Origin of the sequence: Alteromonas halophila (assembly GCF_014651815.1) — a bacterium.
Taxonomy (GTDB): Bacteria; Pseudomonadota; Gammaproteobacteria; order Enterobacterales; family Alteromonadaceae; genus Alteromonas; species Alteromonas halophila.
Genome location: NZ_BMXP01000001.1, coordinates 68,482 through 83,817 on the forward strand (window position 1 = coordinate 68,482; position 15,336 = coordinate 83,817).

A 15,336-nucleotide genomic window follows, 5' to 3' on the forward strand; every position below is an offset into this window, starting at 1 on the left:
AACGCTTACGCAGTGCCGCCTCAAAATTTCGCGTATTTTATACGATGATCCTGATTAGCGATAGTCGTTGTCTGATTTTTATAGTGAATACTTAAGGTTAATCTGGCGAATTACCTGGCCCTAATAGACCAGGGGACACTGCAGCTGTGATGCCAGCATTTCCTGCATCTCTGTTACCGTCGACGGGGAAATATCAAGGCATTGCTGCGCACTGGCCAGGACATTGCGTGTTTCGCTGCAAGGAGTCCCTTCGCCAAACAGCCACTGCCGGCTAATGATTTGTGCCATCATCAAAATACAGTGCTCCCGGCGCAGTGAGGCAGGCACGCTGGCAGGCGGTTTGCCCGCATGGTGCAGCAACGCGCGCCAGGTTGCTGCCTGATGCCAGCCGCTGGCAAGCTCTTGTGACAGTGACTGCCAGCGAGTGTCCGTTCCAATACGCAGCAGGTTATTGGGATCATAGTAGCCGTGCTGTGCGAGCGGTAATTTAAGGAGTACTTTAAGATCTGGCAGAGTAAAAAGTGGCGCACTTAAAAAGGTCGCGGTGAGTGCCGCTGACTGAGGAGTAAAACGGGTTTTTACTTTCATCGCCAGCCGCGAAGCAACGCTGGCCATCAGTGTAGCGAACTGATGACATATGCCATCCAGCGGGAATCGGTGCTGTGTCAGACGTGCTGATAACGCATGCTGCACCAGCATATCCCCGATTCGATCCAGTCCGAATGTCAGGATCGCCTGTTTGATGGAGTTCACCGGCAGTTGCATGCGGTTATCAAGGCTGGCGGAATTCAGTAGAAAACTCGAAAACGACGGCTCCTTTTCAATGAGCAGTACCAACGCATCAATATCACTGTCCGGCTTGTGCAGGGCATCAATGATGCGGGTCAGGCTGGCGGGAGGACGATGGACGGGAAACGTGGCCGGGTAGAGTGTGCACTCATGCCTGACGTCCACATCCTCCTGGTGTCGGGCGTACAGTACGTTCCACTGATCGAACGACACAGCGCGGCCATTTTGATGCATGACCTGTGTTGTTGGTAACCATTCACACACGGTGGTGTCCGCATCACTCAACGCGACCGCCACGTAATCAGTATGGACGGACAATACAGTACCACGTTGCTGTTGGCGGATAACGACCTGATGGCCATTGGCCAGACCGCCGGGCAGCGTTATCCAGTTTGCATACAATGTGCGGTAATAGGCCGGTGAACGACGGATATATTCGCGCAGACAATGGGCAACCGTCTGCTTTGGCGTGATCAGTGCCAGATGACAGCAACTGAGCACGCGGCGCTCAGACGCTCGCAGGGAAAAGCGACTGAGCAACTGGTAGCTGGCCGGATGCATCAGCGATTTCGACAGCCGCAGAATACTCAGCCACAGAACCAGCGCACGCGTTTTGAGTTGCTTTTTTAGCGCACCCACCGGGTAATCCGGGTTGGTCTGCAGGCCATAAGCGAGCAGCGTTGCCGCCAGCAGATGTTGCAGGCTGTGCTCATTAAGGTGGTCACGTCTGCCGGTCAGGCATAACAGCACCAGGCTTCGCAGCATTGTGGCGGTGGCCGGTGACTGAGAATCAGGCAGCGTGCAGGTAAAGTACGCAAGTGCAGTGTCGGGGGCGTGCCTGCACGCAGAGAGGACACGTTGCGCCGTAGTAAGGCAGCGATTAATACTGTCAACCGGTTGCGGGGTGTTCAGTGAAATTACAGCGCTATAGATCTGACTATGCAGATCAGCAACATCGAATTGCGCCATCTCTGTCAGCTTTGCTGGTAGCTCTGATAGGCACCTTCACCCCAGGCAATAAGCTGATCGTTTTCAAATAACAGCGGCGTACATTCATCCTGAGTAGTGAGACCATCCGCCCGGACATGTTGCGTGCGATAAAACATGACCTGAATGGTCATACCGTTTTCCATCTTTGCTTCGGTAATATCCGGAGACCCTAACAACGCAAGGACTTCTTCGCGGGTACTGCCAAGCCGCAGCTTGGTAATTTGCACCTTGTTATATTCCTCGCGATCCTGCCAGTCCATGTTCTCCGGCTTGTCAGGGTAAAACTGGATCACAAGGAATACGAACAACGCGTAAAACGCGATGCCTGCAATAATGATCCGGGAAACCTTGCTACTCATGTTCTTCTAACGCCACTTACCATTGTGCCAGTGTACCCAAAACCGCGCACAGACGGAATCCCAATTGCACCCCGCAACCCGCTTAATCGCGATTAATTGTGTAACAAGGCGTATACTCACTGCCGGGGAGCTTCATGCGTTGCTGCTCTACAAAAGAACGCAACAGCTCGTCGATGCGTGCCATCAGCGCCGGATCGCCGGTAAGCTCAAAAGGACCATGCTCTTTAATCTGACGGATCCCCTCCGCTTTCACATTACCGGCAACAATGCCGGAAAATGCCTGGCGCAGTACTACCGCCAGGCTGGCCTTATTCTGGTCCTGATGCAGGGCCAGTTCACGCATAGAATCATGTGTTGGAATAAACGGGCGCTGAAAGGATCCCTCAATTTTCAGTGACCAGTTATAGCTGTAGGCATCGCCCATGGCCTCACGGAATTTTTTAACCCTTTCAAGTCCGCCGCCCATTACCCGGGCTACTTCGACGGCGTCATCAACAATAATGGTATATTTATCCTGTGCTTCTTTCCCTAAGGTGGCACCAATAAATTCATCGATGGCCTCGAAGTAGCCTTCAGAGCCGGCAGGCCCGGTAAGGATGACCGGAAACGGTTGCTGAGCATTCCGGTCGTTCATCAGAATCCCCAGCAGGTACAAGAGCTCCTCTGCCGTGCCCACACCCCCCGGAAAAATCACAATGCCGTGAGCCAGGCGAACAAAGGCTTCCAGACGCTTCTCGATATCCGGCATGATCACCAGTTCATTAACGATGGCGTTTGGTGGCTCGGCAGCAATAATACTAGGCTCTGAAATACCAATGTAACGACCCCGTTTATAGCGCTGTTTCGCATGCCCAATCGCGGCGCCTTTCATCGGCCCTTTCATAGCGCCGGGTCCGCACCCTGTGCAGATATTCATATCCCGTAAACCCAGCTGATAACCCACTTCCTTGGTGTATTTGTATTCGGGCAGTTTTATAGAGTGGCCGCCCCAGCAGACAATCGTGTTGAGTTCGTCATTACCTTCCAGTGCCTGAGAGTGACGAAGCATATCGAACACCATGTCAGTGATATCCGCACTTTCAACGGGTGCGCTCTTGTGCATAAATGCATACTTGTTGCCCATAAACAACAAATCGCGCAGCACCGCGAACAGGTGTTCGTGAACACCCCGAACCAGTTTGTCATCAACAAACGCCACGTCAGGTGGGTTGATCAGTTCAATTTTGACCCCCCGTTCACGGCGAATCAGACGAATATCAAAATCATCGTAGGGGGCAAAAAGTGTTTCGTAATCGTCTTCATCAACACCGCTGTTAAGCACCGCCAGACAACAGTTTCTGAACATATCGTAGAGTGCACTGTTGGTAGTATCCTGAAGTTGTGCGACTTCAATCTGGGACAGCTGGCTCATCCAGCCAACCGGATTTAACTGCACTTTTTTCATGTTTTTCGTATCCTGATGTAGGGGAGATGCAAAATAAGTCTATCCTAATACAACACAATTACGGCCCTGACGTTTTGCCGTATACAGCATGGCGTCAGCCCGGTTGAAGGCATCATCGGCTGAGTCGTCCGACTTTAGCATCGTAATGCCAAACGACGCCGTGATAGTGACTTTTTCCTGTTTAAATTTAAACGGCAATGAGGCCAGTTTGTCGCGAACTTTTTCGAGTGCCTCAACGGCCCCGTCGGCGGTGAGTCCTTGTAATAATATGATAAATTCTTCGCCGCCCCAGCGCGCCACGAAGTGGCTGTCAGAGAGGTTCTGACGAAGGTGACGGGCCACCAGCTGCAGGGTTTTATCGCCGGTGGCGTGCCCAAAGCGGTCATTGATTGACTTAAAGTGATCAACATCCGCCACCGCAACAGCCAGCGGTGTTCCCCGCTGAAATGCCTGAATAGACTGACGGACTTTGTTGTTATAGGCCGAGCGGTTTGGCAGGCGGGTCAGGGCATCGGTCTGACTGGATACAATCTGCTCCGCCAGCTTTTTCTTGTAGCTGTTGGTTTGACGCTGCAATCTGGTGAGCTGATGTTGCATGGAGCCCATCAAATCCAGCAGTGCCTGCTGCCCGGCACGATCCGCTTCCTCGCGCTCAGTCAGCGTAGATGACAGACCCTGCATATAACTGTGTGCCTGCTGTCGCAGTGCTTCGAGTGTGTCGCTTTGGGTAACGGCATCTTCCATGTCATCAAGCTGGCGTCGTAGCTCTGCATTCACAGTCTGCCGGCTGTCAAACTGCTGACGGGATTGTTCTATGGTATCGGTGACGCCATGTTGAATCTTGCCTAACGAATTATGTAGCGACTGAATAACCTTCCCTGTCAGGCTGGCGTCCGACATGGCGTCCTGCACAATCATGCGAATAATAACAACACAACTGTGCAGCAGGGCATCCTCACTTTGCTGGGTGTCGAGTAACTCGCGGATTTCTCGTAGTTGCGGATCATCAGGTTTTTTCTGCGCGTAATTACTGAGAAGCTGATTGAGCTCCTGATAGATGGAGGCATACAGCTTATCGGTTCCCTTTTTGTCAACAGGTGCTGCAGGCTCAGTATGTGATGGGCTGCGTTTGCTGACATAATCAAGACCCTGACGGTAAAGGCGCAGTGCCCGGGTGAGTAGCGACTGCAGTGAAAACAGGTTGTCGACAGGCTGGTTTAACGTCATCAGCTGCTCGGTGGCCTGCTTTCTTAGTTTGTCGTTACTGTTGAGCTGCATTTGCAGGGCTTTGACGGTATCCTCGAGCTCTGCGGCGGTTTCTTTGGTGTATTTTTTTAATGCAGCGTCAGAGTTTTGCAGCAGCGTTTCCAGCTTACCAATACTGGTTGTGGCGAGGGTAAAGTTAGGCGTCCCGGCCAGATGCCCGCGTAAGGTCTGTAACTCTTCATCAATACGCGGCTCAAACCCATCGTAGAACCGCGACAACCGGATTATAAACTGTGACAGCAGGTGATTGTGCTGTTTAAATGCCTGAAGCTGCTTTGATTCCATCACCACCCTATTTTCGTTTTTTGCGTTTATTGCCTGGCCAGCCTGTGATTAGCATACGGTGCTTCGAAATTCGAGCGAAACGGGTTGATGTCCAGTCCCCCTCGGCGAGTATAGCGTGCATTTACCGTCAGTTTATCTGGCCTGCAGTGGCGTAACAGATCGCAAAAGATACGTTCTACGCACTGCTCATGAAATTCATTGTGCTGACGAAAGCTGACTAAATATTTCAGTAGCGCGCTACGCTCTATTTGTGGCCCCTTATAGCGGATCTGAATACTCGCCCAGTCCGGCTGACTGGTGATCAGGCAGTTTGACTTAAGCAAATGACTGACCAGTGTTTCATCAGCATGACTGTCCGTTGTTTTAAGCAGTGAGGCATCGGGCTGATACTGGTTCACCTCTATATCTTCATCATCAATGACTGTACCGCTAAGTTCAACCATTTTCAGCGATGAAAAAGCTGAGGGCTCAATCACCTGAACGTGGACTGGGGCGTCTGCGCAGCGACTCAGATCCTGCTCAATAACCTTACTCACAGCGGCTGCGTCGCGAAACGCTGACTGGTTGAAGCTATTGAGGTACAGCTTGAACGACTTGGATTCGATGAGGTTGGGTGAAGTAACCGGCACCTGACACTCCAGAATGGCTACCTGTGGCTTGCCCTTTTTATTTAGCCATGACAGTTCATAGCCGGTCCAGATATCACTGCCGTCAAAGGGCAGGGTGCGGGTGCTGAGCCCAAGCGTATCGCGGCTCAGAGAACGGGGGACGCCCTGCAGAAGCGACGGATTATACTCAGACTCATAGGCAACAGTTTTACCCAGTGATAGATCTTTCGGGGCAGTAATGGTTATTTTTTCAGGCTGTTTGGACATATTCGCTTTTACATCAGAAAGGGTTTACAGCTCGCCATATCGTGTATCAATGGCGTCACCGGCGCTTGACTTGCGGGTGCTATTGTATAGTGTACGAAAACAGTATGCGAGAAGGTCCAACGCCGCGGCGCGGCAAAAGTCTGGTTGCTCGCAGACGTTAGTATTATTCGATTGTAGCAGAGAATTTTAACATGAGCGCATACCTGGAACAGCAACTGGACTCCTTTATAACCTCAACGCTTGCACTGAGTGAGAATGAACGCCAGCCACTGCGTATTGAATATGACAGTACCTGGCCATCGCCGTGTTACCAGCAAACCCGCGATGATGGAAAAATGGTGGAATGGAAGCCGGTAAAACAAACTGAGCATAACAGTTTTGCCAATGTGGAGGAGGCGCTGGAAGTAAACATCGATCGTCAGTACGCGGACTTCTTTACACGCTACTACAGTCATAATCTGCTGGCGACGGCGCCGCAGGGCAGTTGTGAATTGTTACAGGTCTGGAACCAAGACGACTTTCAGCGCTTGCAGCAAAATATCATCGGCCATGTACTGATGAAGCGTCGGCTAAAGCAACAGGCGACCCTGTTTTTCGCGCTAACAGATGAGGAAGACACTATCCTGTCGGTACTCAATGATACGGGGGAAGTGGTGGTGGAGCGCGTGGGTAAACCACCTTCGGATATTATCGCTCCAAGCCTGGCCAGCTTTCTGGAAATTCTGACCCCACAACTACCCTGACGACTTATTTACTGGCAAGTTGCGCCTCAAGGTGCGCGACTCTGGCCTCCAGCGCGGCCATTCGCTCTTCCATTGTCTGTTCGCTTTTGGCCTGGTCATCCGGCGTCTGACGCGACGAACGCGCAGTGCCCATTTTAAAGTGCTTCAGCGCCTCAATCGCTTCAGCAACGCTGAGTTTAAATGGCGCCCTTGCGCGCAGCAGACCAACCCCAGGTGTCAGGCCCTGCTCAGCAATCTCACGACAGATACGTTGTAATTCTTCCCGTTGCTGCATCGCGCCTCCCGACTGTTAACTGATGCTGATACCGTACACATATACTTCTCGTATTTAATCATTAATTAGCGAATTACACTATTTAATCGTCGCGGCGCTTCAACAAAGAAAATCAATTTTGTAAATTATCAATAGCTTATGAGTTGGCCTTGTTTTTGATAACTACCCGCTGTTGTGTATTACTTTTATAACAAGGAAAAATCATGAAAAAGCTTCTTTTGATACTCGCCGCCACTGCGCCTTTACTTTTATCTGGTTGTGTTGTCTCTGTTGGCGGCGATGGTGACAGTCACTATGGTGCAGACTGGGAAGATCGGGAGTACAACAACCGTAAGCACATTGCCAAACTGGAACAGGACATGTCCTACGAGTCGGTGGTACGTAAAATGGGCGTGGCTGACTTCAATGAAATGCACCAGAAAGATGACGGTGTCTACCGTGTTTTGTTTTATCGCACTCAGCGTACCCAGGATGACGGCGTAACCACCAAAGATGAATGCACACCGCTGGTTTTCAGAAACGGTGCGCTGATTGGCTGGGGCGACAGCGCATACGCGCATATCTAGGGAATAAACTTATTCGCGTCTTCCCCAGGCGTCCGGTAACTACAGGTAAAGGTGCAGTACTATTATCTGCACCTTTATCGTCGTTACTTAAACCGGCGTAGTCTGAACAGGCGCTGCGTTATTTATACCCTTTTTAACACAAGGTTAACATTTGACTTTTTTTCGCGTAGAGTGTGGTTAATTCTTAGACACATACCTGATGGCATAGTGACAGGACAGCAGGTATGACCAACCAGGAGAGGGTGTATGCCGACTTCTGCACTTGCTGATAATCACGTGCTCGACAAAGAGGCGCTTAAAGCCGTTTACCTCACCGAGGATGATCTCAAAGTCGCTGCCTCCATCCTGTACAACGCCTATTTTGATGATCCCCTGTTCATCGATATCTTTCAGGCGGAAAAAGAAGGTTATGAGAGCCGCCTGCGCTCGGCAATTCGTGAGGAGCTTAATGCTTTCTGGATCGCCAACCAGCCTATGATTGGATTATTTGACGACGGCCGGTTGCTTGCGGTGACCTGCCTGACCTGCCCGGATGCAACATTTGGCGCAGGGCGTTACTGGCACTGGCGGCTTAAAATGTTGCTGACCGCAGGGTTATTCGGTACCCGGCAAATGGTCGAAAAAGAAGAGAAAGTCAGAGCCGCCGTTCCCGCCACCGATTTTCATATGCTCAGCTTTATTGCTGTGCACCCCGATTACCAGCATCAGGGCCTTGGTCATCTGCTGTTGGGCGCGATCGACAGCATTCTGTCCGAAGATACCAAGAGCGAAGGCGTGGCTGTCCTGATCACCCGTGATAAACAAAAACACCTGTTTGAAGACGGTCGCTATCAGATGGTCGGCGAACTGGAAGTTGGCCATATTCAGGGCTCGGTTATGTTTCATCCTAAAGCGGACAGCTAAATCCTATCTTCTTTAGTAAAAACGCCTGTCAGTGGTTCTGCACTCAGGCTTTTTTTCTTATACAGGCACACGTGCGTGTCGCCTGCTTACATCAAAACTTACGGATAAGGAGCAATCTGATGAGCATGCAACTAAGATGCAACTGGCTGCTAGGCTTATGTTTTTTAATCACTGCGGGGCAAAGTCTTGCCCATGAACAGCAAACGGATAAGTCTGAAGAGTTCATCGTGAATATTAATCAGGCCTACACGGCATTCAGCCGAATGCTGGAAGAGGGAAAACCTGAAGCGCTGGCGAACGAGTTTTATACATCAGACGCAAAGTTTTTTCCTCCCGGTGGAGGCGTGGTTGAAGGAAGAGCTGCAATCGGGAAGATGCTTAACAGCATGGTGGAAGCAGGAGTAGTCGTAGAACCGCAGGCGATTGAAGTCGAAGACTACGGAGAACATATCTATGAGTACGGCATAGCCACAACGTATAATCAGGAAGGGCAGGCGCTGGCAAAAGAACGCTATATCGCAATCTGGAAACTGGATGACGGGCAGTGGCGTATCCACCGGGACTTCGTTAAGGGCAGAAAAATACCGAATTAACCGCTTACTGACGCGCGGAGAAAGAGTTTCCAGGTCGGAACGGGATAATCAATACCACCGGACACTGACCGGTGGCACACATCTTCTGTTGCGGACTTCTGCGGTGTCGCTACAGCTCACCATTGGTTACAAAAAAAGGCAGGTTGGCGTTGGCCACCCGGCCTTTTTTATCCTTCACGGTAATAAATAGCCGGTAGGCGCCCGGGCTAGCCGGTGTTGTGAACTGAGCCTGCCCGGTCGTTCCTGACTTCGCGCTCTTAAATGTCACGCCCAGCGATGATGGCCGCGATTCCGGGTCGCCACCCGCTTTAATATCGGTACTTTCCGGCAGTATTTGCCAGTGTACAGACGGGGATGCGTCACTGCGTGTGAGCATCTCGACCATTGCCGTAACCTCCTGTTGAGGAGGCAGTGTCACATTGTCAGAGCGGCCCTGATTTTCAAGCGTTAAAGCATCAATGGAAGGCGCACGCCATTTTGGCCATTGCCCTGTCCAGTTATACGTTAAGGCATCGACTACTTCAGTCGGGTTGCCGTTTTCTGTAAATACGCCATACCAGGTTGGCGTGGTTTCCTGTTTTTGCCCCCACAGAAAAGCAAAAGAGCCAAGGGCGCGTCCTTGCGCTGCGACAATGCCTTGCTGATACCGCTGACGGTAGGAGGCGGCTTTTTCCGTACTGGTTTGCTCAACCGGCACATCCCAGCGCGTGCGTGCAACCTGCCAGTGCCCGGTTGGCCCCCATTCCGTGACCACAAACGGCCCGTCATAACCATAATCAAGCAGGTCGCCGGGCAGGGTTTCAAGCCCCCCGTAAATATTAATACTGAGGTAGTCGAGGCTGGGTACACGTTCAAGGATAAGGTCGAGCTTGTCCTTATCCATACCTGCGGTGACAGTAGTCACCAGATGATTGGGATCAACCCGCTGAATAAACGCCGCAATGTCCTCTATGGCATACCAGACGCTGGTGTCGTTATAAAACAAATCCACTTCGTTACCAATGCCCCAGGCAAGCAATGCCGGGTGGTCTTTGAAACGCAGTACCGTCGCTTTTACCCGCTCAAACTGCGCAGCAACCGCCGCATCGTCACTGTAATCAAAACCATGGCGCTCATGCCCCAGACTAAGTCCCAGCATGACAACTAGGCCACGTGCGTGGGCGTCATCGAGGATTTGGCGGGCGTTGTCGGCGCTCCAGGTGCGGATCGCATTACCGCCGGCCACCACCAGTTTATCAAGATGACGGTGCCCGCCTGCGCCACGAATAAAGAACGGGGCACCATCGCGGTAGATCTGATAACCCTGTTGTGAAGACGTCAGGGTTACCGGCACGGCAGTGCCGCGCGCGGGAGCGGAATCATTTGGTGTAGTCTGGCATGCAGCCAGGCCACAGAAGGTAAGGGCGAAAATCAGCAATAGGCGCATACGGTCCGTCTTCTGCATGGTTGAAAGCGCTTACAGCTATAGCGTGAAAAGGCATGATCGCAACCCGGCGCAGCACAGTGAGTGATCGTTGATGCGCCCTGATACGTCTGAACGTATGCAAAGCACGTAGTAATTTAGTGATCAAACGGTTTCCATGGCATTGAGGCTGGTATCGGTAAGGTGCACACTAATGATACCCCGTGCACGCACGGCATTTAACGGAGGCACTCATGGCGGGTGGATGGGCAAAAGACGGCGCAGTACAGGAACAAATTGATGCAAGCGTGGATGATGCGGTGGCGCGTGCTAAACGTCAGATCCCCGCAGGCGACAGCGCAGAATTCTGCGAGGAGTGTGATGCGGCTATCCCAGAGGCAAGGCGCCAGGCTATTCCCGGCGTACAGCTCTGCATAAATTGTCAGGCTGAAATAGAAAAGCAGGCGACCACCGAGTCTGCGATTAACCGGCGTGGCAGTAAAGACAGTCAGTTACGCTGAAACGTTGTTCGTTTTCACTTACGCGTCCCCTTTACCTAAAACACGCTGACACCCGCATCGGGCTTCTTTCTCCCTGTCTAACGTTAAAAAAACGTCACAATCTATTGTGTCACTTTGTCATATAAAGTCAGGGTATAACGTTTCCGGGGTATCAGTAACATGAAGATTTCAGGCCTTATCTGCGCGTTCGCTATTATGCTCGGTGGCTGTGCGCAGACTTCGCCACGCTTTGAACAGGCCGTGGCCGAGCACGCTGATGGTTTAAGCGCACAGACAATATTCAATGACACGTTCTCCCGGCACGGCGGAGACTACCTCACGCGTCTGCAGGACGTGAATGTCGCCATTGATGGTGAGTGGCATTTTCTTATCACACAGATCCAGCCAGACGTCACTGACGAGGGCTACCGTCAGCGTTCTGAGGAGCGCGTTCTGGTATCGCCCCGGATCTATGCGGCATTGTATGCTGGGCCTGCAGGGACAAAACAGGTATACCGTAGTGCAGAGCAGGTAAACGTCGCGTACAACGGCGAGCAGACAAACGACAGTCGCAAAAACGCGGCCACTGCATTAACCGCAGATGCGTTTTACCTGTTCACGCTCGGCCCGCTTGGTTTGTCTGAACGGGTCGATAGCTGGCAGCGGCTTGAAGATAAAACATGGAAAGGGCGTAGCTACTACCGTATTAACGGTGAGCTAACCCCGGGCATTGGCTTTTCACAACGCGACCACATTACCCTGTGGGTCGATAAGGAAACCCGCCTTACTTTCCGGCTTCATATTACCCTTGAAGGTTTCGAATCTACAAAGGGAGCGCACGTCGATACGACATTTCTGGCCTATACCCAGCTTGGGGAGTTTACACTGCCCACACACTTTTTCGAGCGCGTGGCGGGCCCAATAAAAATTGATGCGCACGAATGGTGGTATACGGGGATTGATATCAACCGGGGACTGGATGAGTCCGATCTCAGCATCAGTGGCTGGTCTGAAGGCGCCACCGAGTCGGCAGCCTCTTTTAGCCCGCCGCAGCGCTAGGCTGCGACGCGACATGACAGGCCTTTATGCAGGTATGTCAGAACATGTTATACAGGTTACTCTCACCTGAAATGCCTGTGGCATTCCTGCTGAGATTGTCACCCAGCAAATATAGTAAAATAGCGCCACTTCGTTGATCGATTCTCATCCTAAGACGATTTCTCAATGCGTGCTCCCAATACGATATCATGCGCCACTGGCTACGGGATGCAGGCTTTGGTAAGACTGTTTTATTTTAGCCGAAACACTATTTCTACCGACTGGCAGGCTGTTGCCTCTGCAGGGTATTGCCATCGCATTAGTGATGTCACCGCAGCCGCTGCGAAGGTATCCTGAGGGTACGCTTCAATAACATTAATATTCACAGGTTTCCCACTTTCAGAGATATCGAATTCCATTTTCGCATAACCCTGGGTACCGTTTCTTGCTGCCTTTCTGGGATAACCGGGGTCTTTTCTTGAAAGCGGTGAGACCATACTGGCCTCGTCAAACTCCTTTTCATGAAAACCGCACCGTGATTTATACCTCACAACATCTTCATCAGAAATGTTCAGCGGCTCGAATGAGCTTGAGCACGCAGATAACACCGATGTGGCAAGAATCGCAGCGAGGGCAGTGAGATATCCTTTCATAAAATTATCCTTTAACTGTTTTTTTATAAGCGCGAATGCTGAATAACCGTATCAGGTTTAACGACTATGATACAGGTTGCTCTGAAGAGGAAGGCGGCTTTCCGCGGCGCGAACGACTAAGCATATAGCGGCCCAGCATGAAGCAACCTACGTCTTACTTGGCGCTTTAATCTTGATTCGCAATATCGGGCCCCCCAATTCGTCCTCACTCCGTGTAAGACATTTCGTACAAATGCGTAGGAAGATTGGCGTATCTGCTGCCCGAAATATTTAGACTAAAGTATAAAGTGACTGAAAAGTATAAACTTTTTATTTTTAGCCGTCTGATCGTTTGGATCACATTCTGAATTTAATGTAATTGTTTGTCGCAAAGTCTCGCCATAGGACTAACATTATAACCGTCACAAGGAAACACGACGGGTCAGGAAGACTTACGGATCCTAAGGACGAACCACGGACTGGTACTTCAGCAAGGTCGCTGAGTGGCTCAGGATGAGCAGGGACGTGCAAGGATGGTCAGACTATGCGGAGCATAGTTTCAGGGAAGACAGGGACAGCGCGAGGAATGCGCGGGACAGGCCAGGAGTGGCAACACTGCATCAGGATATGCAGGTACAGGGAAGGAAAGGATAGGGACCTGTTTAAGGACAAACAGCCCGCATAGGAATGCGGGAAAAAGGAACATCCGAAAAGGACTGTCTCCAGGAAGGAGGCAGGTGCAAGGGAACGCTGAGAAGGAGCCTCATTTTTCGAGCAGAAAGCGGAAGTGGATAAACTTCCGCTTTTTCTTTATGGCGCAGGCGGTTTGTTATTGCTCGTTCAGCCAGGCAAGCGCGTCCTTTTTTGACGTGAAGAACGCAGTGTTTTGGGAGCTGAGTGCAGGTGTGCGCTTCATCAGAATACGTTGCAATAGCGTTTGTTTCACTACAAACGCCTTAGCCCTGAGCGGTTGAGTATTCTGCCACTGATTGAAACGATCGAGTGCGGCATACGCCTCAGGGGTGCCGCCTTCTACGTCCGAGTCATCAATTAACATCTTAAACGGTTCGCCTTTCATTGCGCGAATGGCGTCGCGGGCTTTTTGTTCGTACAGCTCTATCCCTTCCTGGTTAAACGCACCACTTAGCGTAACCAGAATAATGTCACCGTCACATACTACCTGTGAGACACCATGCCCGGCAGCCATTTTTTCTCCGTGATTAGTCTGCTATGTCAAAAAGTGTAGTCTATACCATTATTTAATGCGGTACTGAATCCACAGCTCAGTGAATATAGTCTCAGTGCGTTGTGTCAGGCTGAATGCGATGTACCGGCACATCGGTTTTTGTGACATAGCGACCTGCCATGATCAATGTCCCCTGATAGCGGTCATCGCCGCTTGAGGAAAATTCAAAAATGAATTCACTGTACCAGTCAGGCTTTCCTGTTTTCAGCGTAAGCCGCGTCGTTTTGCGGGCCAGGCTCAGCAGTTGTAACTGATGCGTTTTACAATAGTGTTGTAAGTACAGGTGCGCGGCTTCAGAGATACTGCGAACACGCCAGAACTGAAATACCACAAAGCCGATGCTCAGCCACAACACTAACTCACCCAGTGTCATTGGGCCTGCTCCCGGGTTTGCGTAAACAGTTTGCCAATGGCGGCCTGAAGACGAGCACTGCGTTCTTCGCTACGCAGCATGCCCAGCATCGTAGGACGCAGTGGGGGCAGCTGTACCAGGTCAGAAAATAAGCCGGAAAACAGCGCGCCGTTAAGTTGTTGTTTATCATCCAGCCAGGCAACGCGGTCAAAAAACTTCAGCGTCAGTGCGGTATCAAATTGCATATAGTGACGCCCGGCTATCACGCTGACCACATCGATGGATAACTGATCATCGCGCTCCAGCAGTGCTGACAGCATATCCTGCAACTGCGGGTCTGCCTGAGTCGTTGTCAGTGCGCGCAGTGCCGACAGGTGAATAATCATGGGGTCCTGAGCGCGTGCCATAAAGCAGTTTACCAGCGCATCAGGTAACGCAATGCTTTCTACATATTCCATCAGCGCATTCTGAAAGTCAGGGCTGTATTGTTCAAAATTGTCGCGCACTGCGGTAATCAGCTCAGGCGTTTTATCCAGACGCACTGCGACATCGGCAATCGCCTGTAGCGGCAGAGACTGCCAGTCATGTTGCTGAGGCGCTGTCAGATATTGATGAACGGCGTCTGTGCCCTGACTCATGGGTTGCGCAAGATGTTTTCTCACCAGCGCATTAAACTGTGCCATTTGCGCCTGAGTGGGCACAAACGAGTAAGGATTGTCAGGCAGTTGCTGCGCACCGTCACTGTCATCCGTCAGGCTTTCCCCCAGCGCATCAACAATAATCTGCAAGAAGTGATTGCGGGTGGCGCTGACAATCAGCCCCCGTTCGTCAACGGGTAACTTTACAAACCAGATGTAATGTTGCGTGGTTGCCTGTCGATCCCAGAATACCACTGCAAACCAGCCATGCTGCTGTCTGGGGCGCGGCGGCGCAAGCTGGCCATTTTCCATGTCGAGAAAGGCCTGTGTCTCTACAGGATAAATCCCTCTGCCCATATCGAAAATTCGAAAGTCAGTACCGGCATGCAGCAAAAATTCGCTGATTGATTCAATAGACGTTGCGCTCATTTATCACCTCAA

Annotated in this window: 17 protein-coding genes; 6 read left to right on the forward strand and 11 right to left on the reverse strand. The window is 51.3% G+C overall.

Annotated features, from left to right (window positions below; all coding sequences use genetic code 11):
- Positions 1–120: 120 nt before the first annotated feature.
- From IE054_RS00330 to queF, 5 genes are all read right to left on the reverse strand, one after another.
- Positions 121–1,758, reverse strand: coding sequence for an HDOD domain-containing protein (locus IE054_RS00330; RefSeq protein WP_189403099.1), 1,638 nt, complete (start codon positions 1,756–1,758; stop codon positions 121–123).
- A 5-nt stretch (positions 1,759–1,763) separates the two neighbouring features.
- Positions 1,764–2,138 carry a DUF3192 domain-containing protein gene (locus IE054_RS00335; protein ID WP_189403100.1) on the reverse strand — a complete coding sequence of 125 codons (375 nt, stop codon included), beginning with the start codon at positions 2,136–2,138 and terminating at the stop codon, positions 1,764–1,766.
- Between the two features lie 82 nt (positions 2,139–2,220).
- Complete coding sequence (gene ppnN / locus IE054_RS00340; RefSeq protein WP_189403101.1) at positions 2,221–3,582, reverse strand: nucleotide 5'-monophosphate nucleosidase PpnN; 1,362 nt, start codon at positions 3,580–3,582, stop codon at positions 2,221–2,223.
- 39 nt (positions 3,583–3,621) lie between these two features.
- The gene (locus tag IE054_RS00345) at positions 3,622–5,133 is read right to left on the reverse strand and encodes a GGDEF domain-containing protein (RefSeq protein ID WP_189403102.1); all 1,512 of its coding nucleotides are present in this window, start codon (positions 5,131–5,133) and stop codon (positions 3,622–3,624) included.
- Between the two features lie 26 nt (positions 5,134–5,159).
- Positions 5,160–6,008 (reverse strand): NADPH-dependent 7-cyano-7-deazaguanine reductase QueF, encoded by an 849-nt coding sequence (queF, locus tag IE054_RS00350; protein WP_189403103.1) that lies wholly within the window; start codon positions 6,006–6,008, stop codon positions 5,160–5,162.
- A 191-nt stretch (positions 6,009–6,199) separates the two neighbouring features.
- Between queF and syd the strand changes: the two genes are divergently transcribed.
- Positions 6,200–6,751: a SecY-interacting protein gene (gene syd / locus IE054_RS00355; protein ID WP_189403104.1), complete on the forward strand. Its 552-nt coding sequence runs from the start codon at positions 6,200–6,202 to the stop codon at positions 6,749–6,751.
- A 4-nt stretch (positions 6,752–6,755) separates the two neighbouring features.
- Here syd and IE054_RS00360 read toward each other — a convergent pair whose 3' ends face one another.
- Positions 6,756–7,025 carry a hypothetical protein gene (locus IE054_RS00360; protein ID WP_189403105.1) on the reverse strand — a complete coding sequence of 90 codons (270 nt, stop codon included), beginning with the start codon at positions 7,023–7,025 and terminating at the stop codon, positions 6,756–6,758.
- 203 nt (positions 7,026–7,228) lie between these two features.
- On the opposite strand from IE054_RS00360, the gene IE054_RS00365 reads away from it, so the two are divergent.
- The 3 genes from IE054_RS00365 (at position 7,229) to IE054_RS00375 (ending at position 9,087) form a co-directional block, all read left to right on the forward strand.
- Positions 7,229–7,591, forward strand: coding sequence for a DUF3192 domain-containing protein (locus IE054_RS00365; protein ID WP_189403106.1), 363 nt, complete (start codon positions 7,229–7,231; stop codon positions 7,589–7,591).
- Positions 7,592–7,837: 246 nt separating this feature from the next.
- Positions 7,838–8,494: a GNAT family protein gene (locus IE054_RS00370; protein WP_189403107.1), complete on the forward strand. Its 657-nt coding sequence runs from the start codon at positions 7,838–7,840 to the stop codon at positions 8,492–8,494.
- Between the two features lie 119 nt (positions 8,495–8,613).
- On the forward strand, positions 8,614–9,087 hold the full coding sequence (locus IE054_RS00375; protein ID WP_229804951.1) for a YybH family protein: 474 nt from the start codon (positions 8,614–8,616) through the stop codon (positions 9,085–9,087).
- 109 nt (positions 9,088–9,196) lie between these two features.
- Here IE054_RS00375 and IE054_RS00380 read toward each other — a convergent pair whose 3' ends face one another.
- Complete coding sequence (locus tag IE054_RS00380; RefSeq protein WP_229804952.1) at positions 9,197–10,513, reverse strand: glycoside hydrolase family 2 TIM barrel-domain containing protein; 1,317 nt, start codon at positions 10,511–10,513, stop codon at positions 9,197–9,199.
- 230 nt (positions 10,514–10,743) lie between these two features.
- On the opposite strand from IE054_RS00380, the gene IE054_RS00385 reads away from it, so the two are divergent.
- On the forward strand, positions 10,744–11,010 hold the full coding sequence (locus tag IE054_RS00385; protein ID WP_189403110.1) for a DksA/TraR family C4-type zinc finger protein: 267 nt from the start codon (positions 10,744–10,746) through the stop codon (positions 11,008–11,010).
- Between the two features lie 159 nt (positions 11,011–11,169).
- Positions 11,170–12,048, forward strand: a complete 879-nt coding sequence (locus IE054_RS00390; RefSeq protein ID WP_189403111.1) for a hypothetical protein — start codon at positions 11,170–11,172, stop codon at positions 12,046–12,048.
- A 230-nt stretch (positions 12,049–12,278) separates the two neighbouring features.
- Here IE054_RS00390 and IE054_RS00395 read toward each other — a convergent pair whose 3' ends face one another.
- The 4 genes from IE054_RS00395 to IE054_RS00410 form a co-directional block, all read right to left on the reverse strand.
- Entirely contained in the window at positions 12,279–12,680 is a 402-nt protein-coding gene (locus IE054_RS00395; protein WP_189403112.1) for an energy transducer TonB, read from the reverse strand.
- Between the two features lie 808 nt (positions 12,681–13,488).
- Entirely contained in the window at positions 13,489–13,866 is a 378-nt protein-coding gene (locus tag IE054_RS00400) for an STAS/SEC14 domain-containing protein (RefSeq protein ID WP_189403113.1), read from the reverse strand.
- Positions 13,867–13,957: 91 nt separating this feature from the next.
- Positions 13,958–14,278 (reverse strand): DUF3301 domain-containing protein, encoded by a 321-nt coding sequence (locus IE054_RS00405; protein WP_189403114.1) that lies wholly within the window; start codon positions 14,276–14,278, stop codon positions 13,958–13,960.
- Complete coding sequence (locus IE054_RS00410; protein ID WP_189403115.1) at positions 14,275–15,324, reverse strand: DUF3549 family protein; 1,050 nt, start codon at positions 15,322–15,324, stop codon at positions 14,275–14,277. The genes IE054_RS00405 and IE054_RS00410 overlap by 4 nt, the downstream gene beginning before the upstream one ends.
- Positions 15,325–15,336: the final 12 nt, after the last annotated feature.

Bases quoted from the DNA above. Each gene is read 5' to 3' on its own strand.
- IE054_RS00390 (WP_189403111.1), top strand. From the start codon at position 11,170: ATGAAGATTTCAGGCCTTATCTGCGCGTTCGCTATTATGCTCGGTGGC.
- IE054_RS00335 (WP_189403100.1), bottom strand. From the start codon at position 2,138: ATGAGTAGCAAGGTTTCCCGGATCATTATTGCAGGCATCGCGTTTTAC.
- IE054_RS00405 (WP_189403114.1), bottom strand. From the start codon at position 14,278: ATGACACTGGGTGAGTTAGTGTTGTGGCTGAGCATCGGCTTTGTGGTA.
- IE054_RS00410 (WP_189403115.1), bottom strand. From the start codon at position 15,324: ATGAGCGCAACGTCTATTGAATCAATCAGCGAATTTTTGCTGCATGCC.
- ppnN (WP_189403101.1), bottom strand. From the start codon at position 3,582: ATGAAAAAAGTGCAGTTAAATCCGGTTGGCTGGATGAGCCAGCTGTCC.
- IE054_RS00375 (WP_229804951.1), top strand. From the start codon at position 8,614: ATGAGCATGCAACTAAGATGCAACTGGCTGCTAGGCTTATGTTTTTTA.
- IE054_RS00380 (WP_229804952.1), bottom strand. From the start codon at position 10,513: ATGCGCCTATTGCTGATTTTCGCCCTTACCTTCTGTGGCCTGGCTGCA.
- IE054_RS00370 (WP_189403107.1), top strand. From the start codon at position 7,838: ATGCCGACTTCTGCACTTGCTGATAATCACGTGCTCGACAAAGAGGCG.
- IE054_RS00395 (WP_189403112.1), bottom strand. From the start codon at position 12,680: ATGAAAGGATATCTCACTGCCCTCGCTGCGATTCTTGCCACATCGGTG.
- IE054_RS00345 (WP_189403102.1), bottom strand. From the start codon at position 5,133: ATGGAATCAAAGCAGCTTCAGGCATTTAAACAGCACAATCACCTGCTG.
- IE054_RS00365 (WP_189403106.1), top strand. From the start codon at position 7,229: ATGAAAAAGCTTCTTTTGATACTCGCCGCCACTGCGCCTTTACTTTTA.
- IE054_RS00330 (WP_189403099.1), bottom strand. From the start codon at position 1,758: ATGGCGCAATTCGATGTTGCTGATCTGCATAGTCAGATCTATAGCGCT.
- IE054_RS00385 (WP_189403110.1), top strand. From the start codon at position 10,744: ATGGCGGGTGGATGGGCAAAAGACGGCGCAGTACAGGAACAAATTGAT.
- syd (WP_189403104.1), top strand. From the start codon at position 6,200: ATGAGCGCATACCTGGAACAGCAACTGGACTCCTTTATAACCTCAACG.
- IE054_RS00400 (WP_189403113.1), bottom strand. From the start codon at position 13,866: ATGGCTGCCGGGCATGGTGTCTCACAGGTAGTATGTGACGGTGACATT.
- IE054_RS00360 (WP_189403105.1), bottom strand. From the start codon at position 7,025: ATGCAGCAACGGGAAGAATTACAACGTATCTGTCGTGAGATTGCTGAG.
- queF (WP_189403103.1), bottom strand. From the start codon at position 6,008: ATGTCCAAACAGCCTGAAAAAATAACCATTACTGCCCCGAAAGATCTA.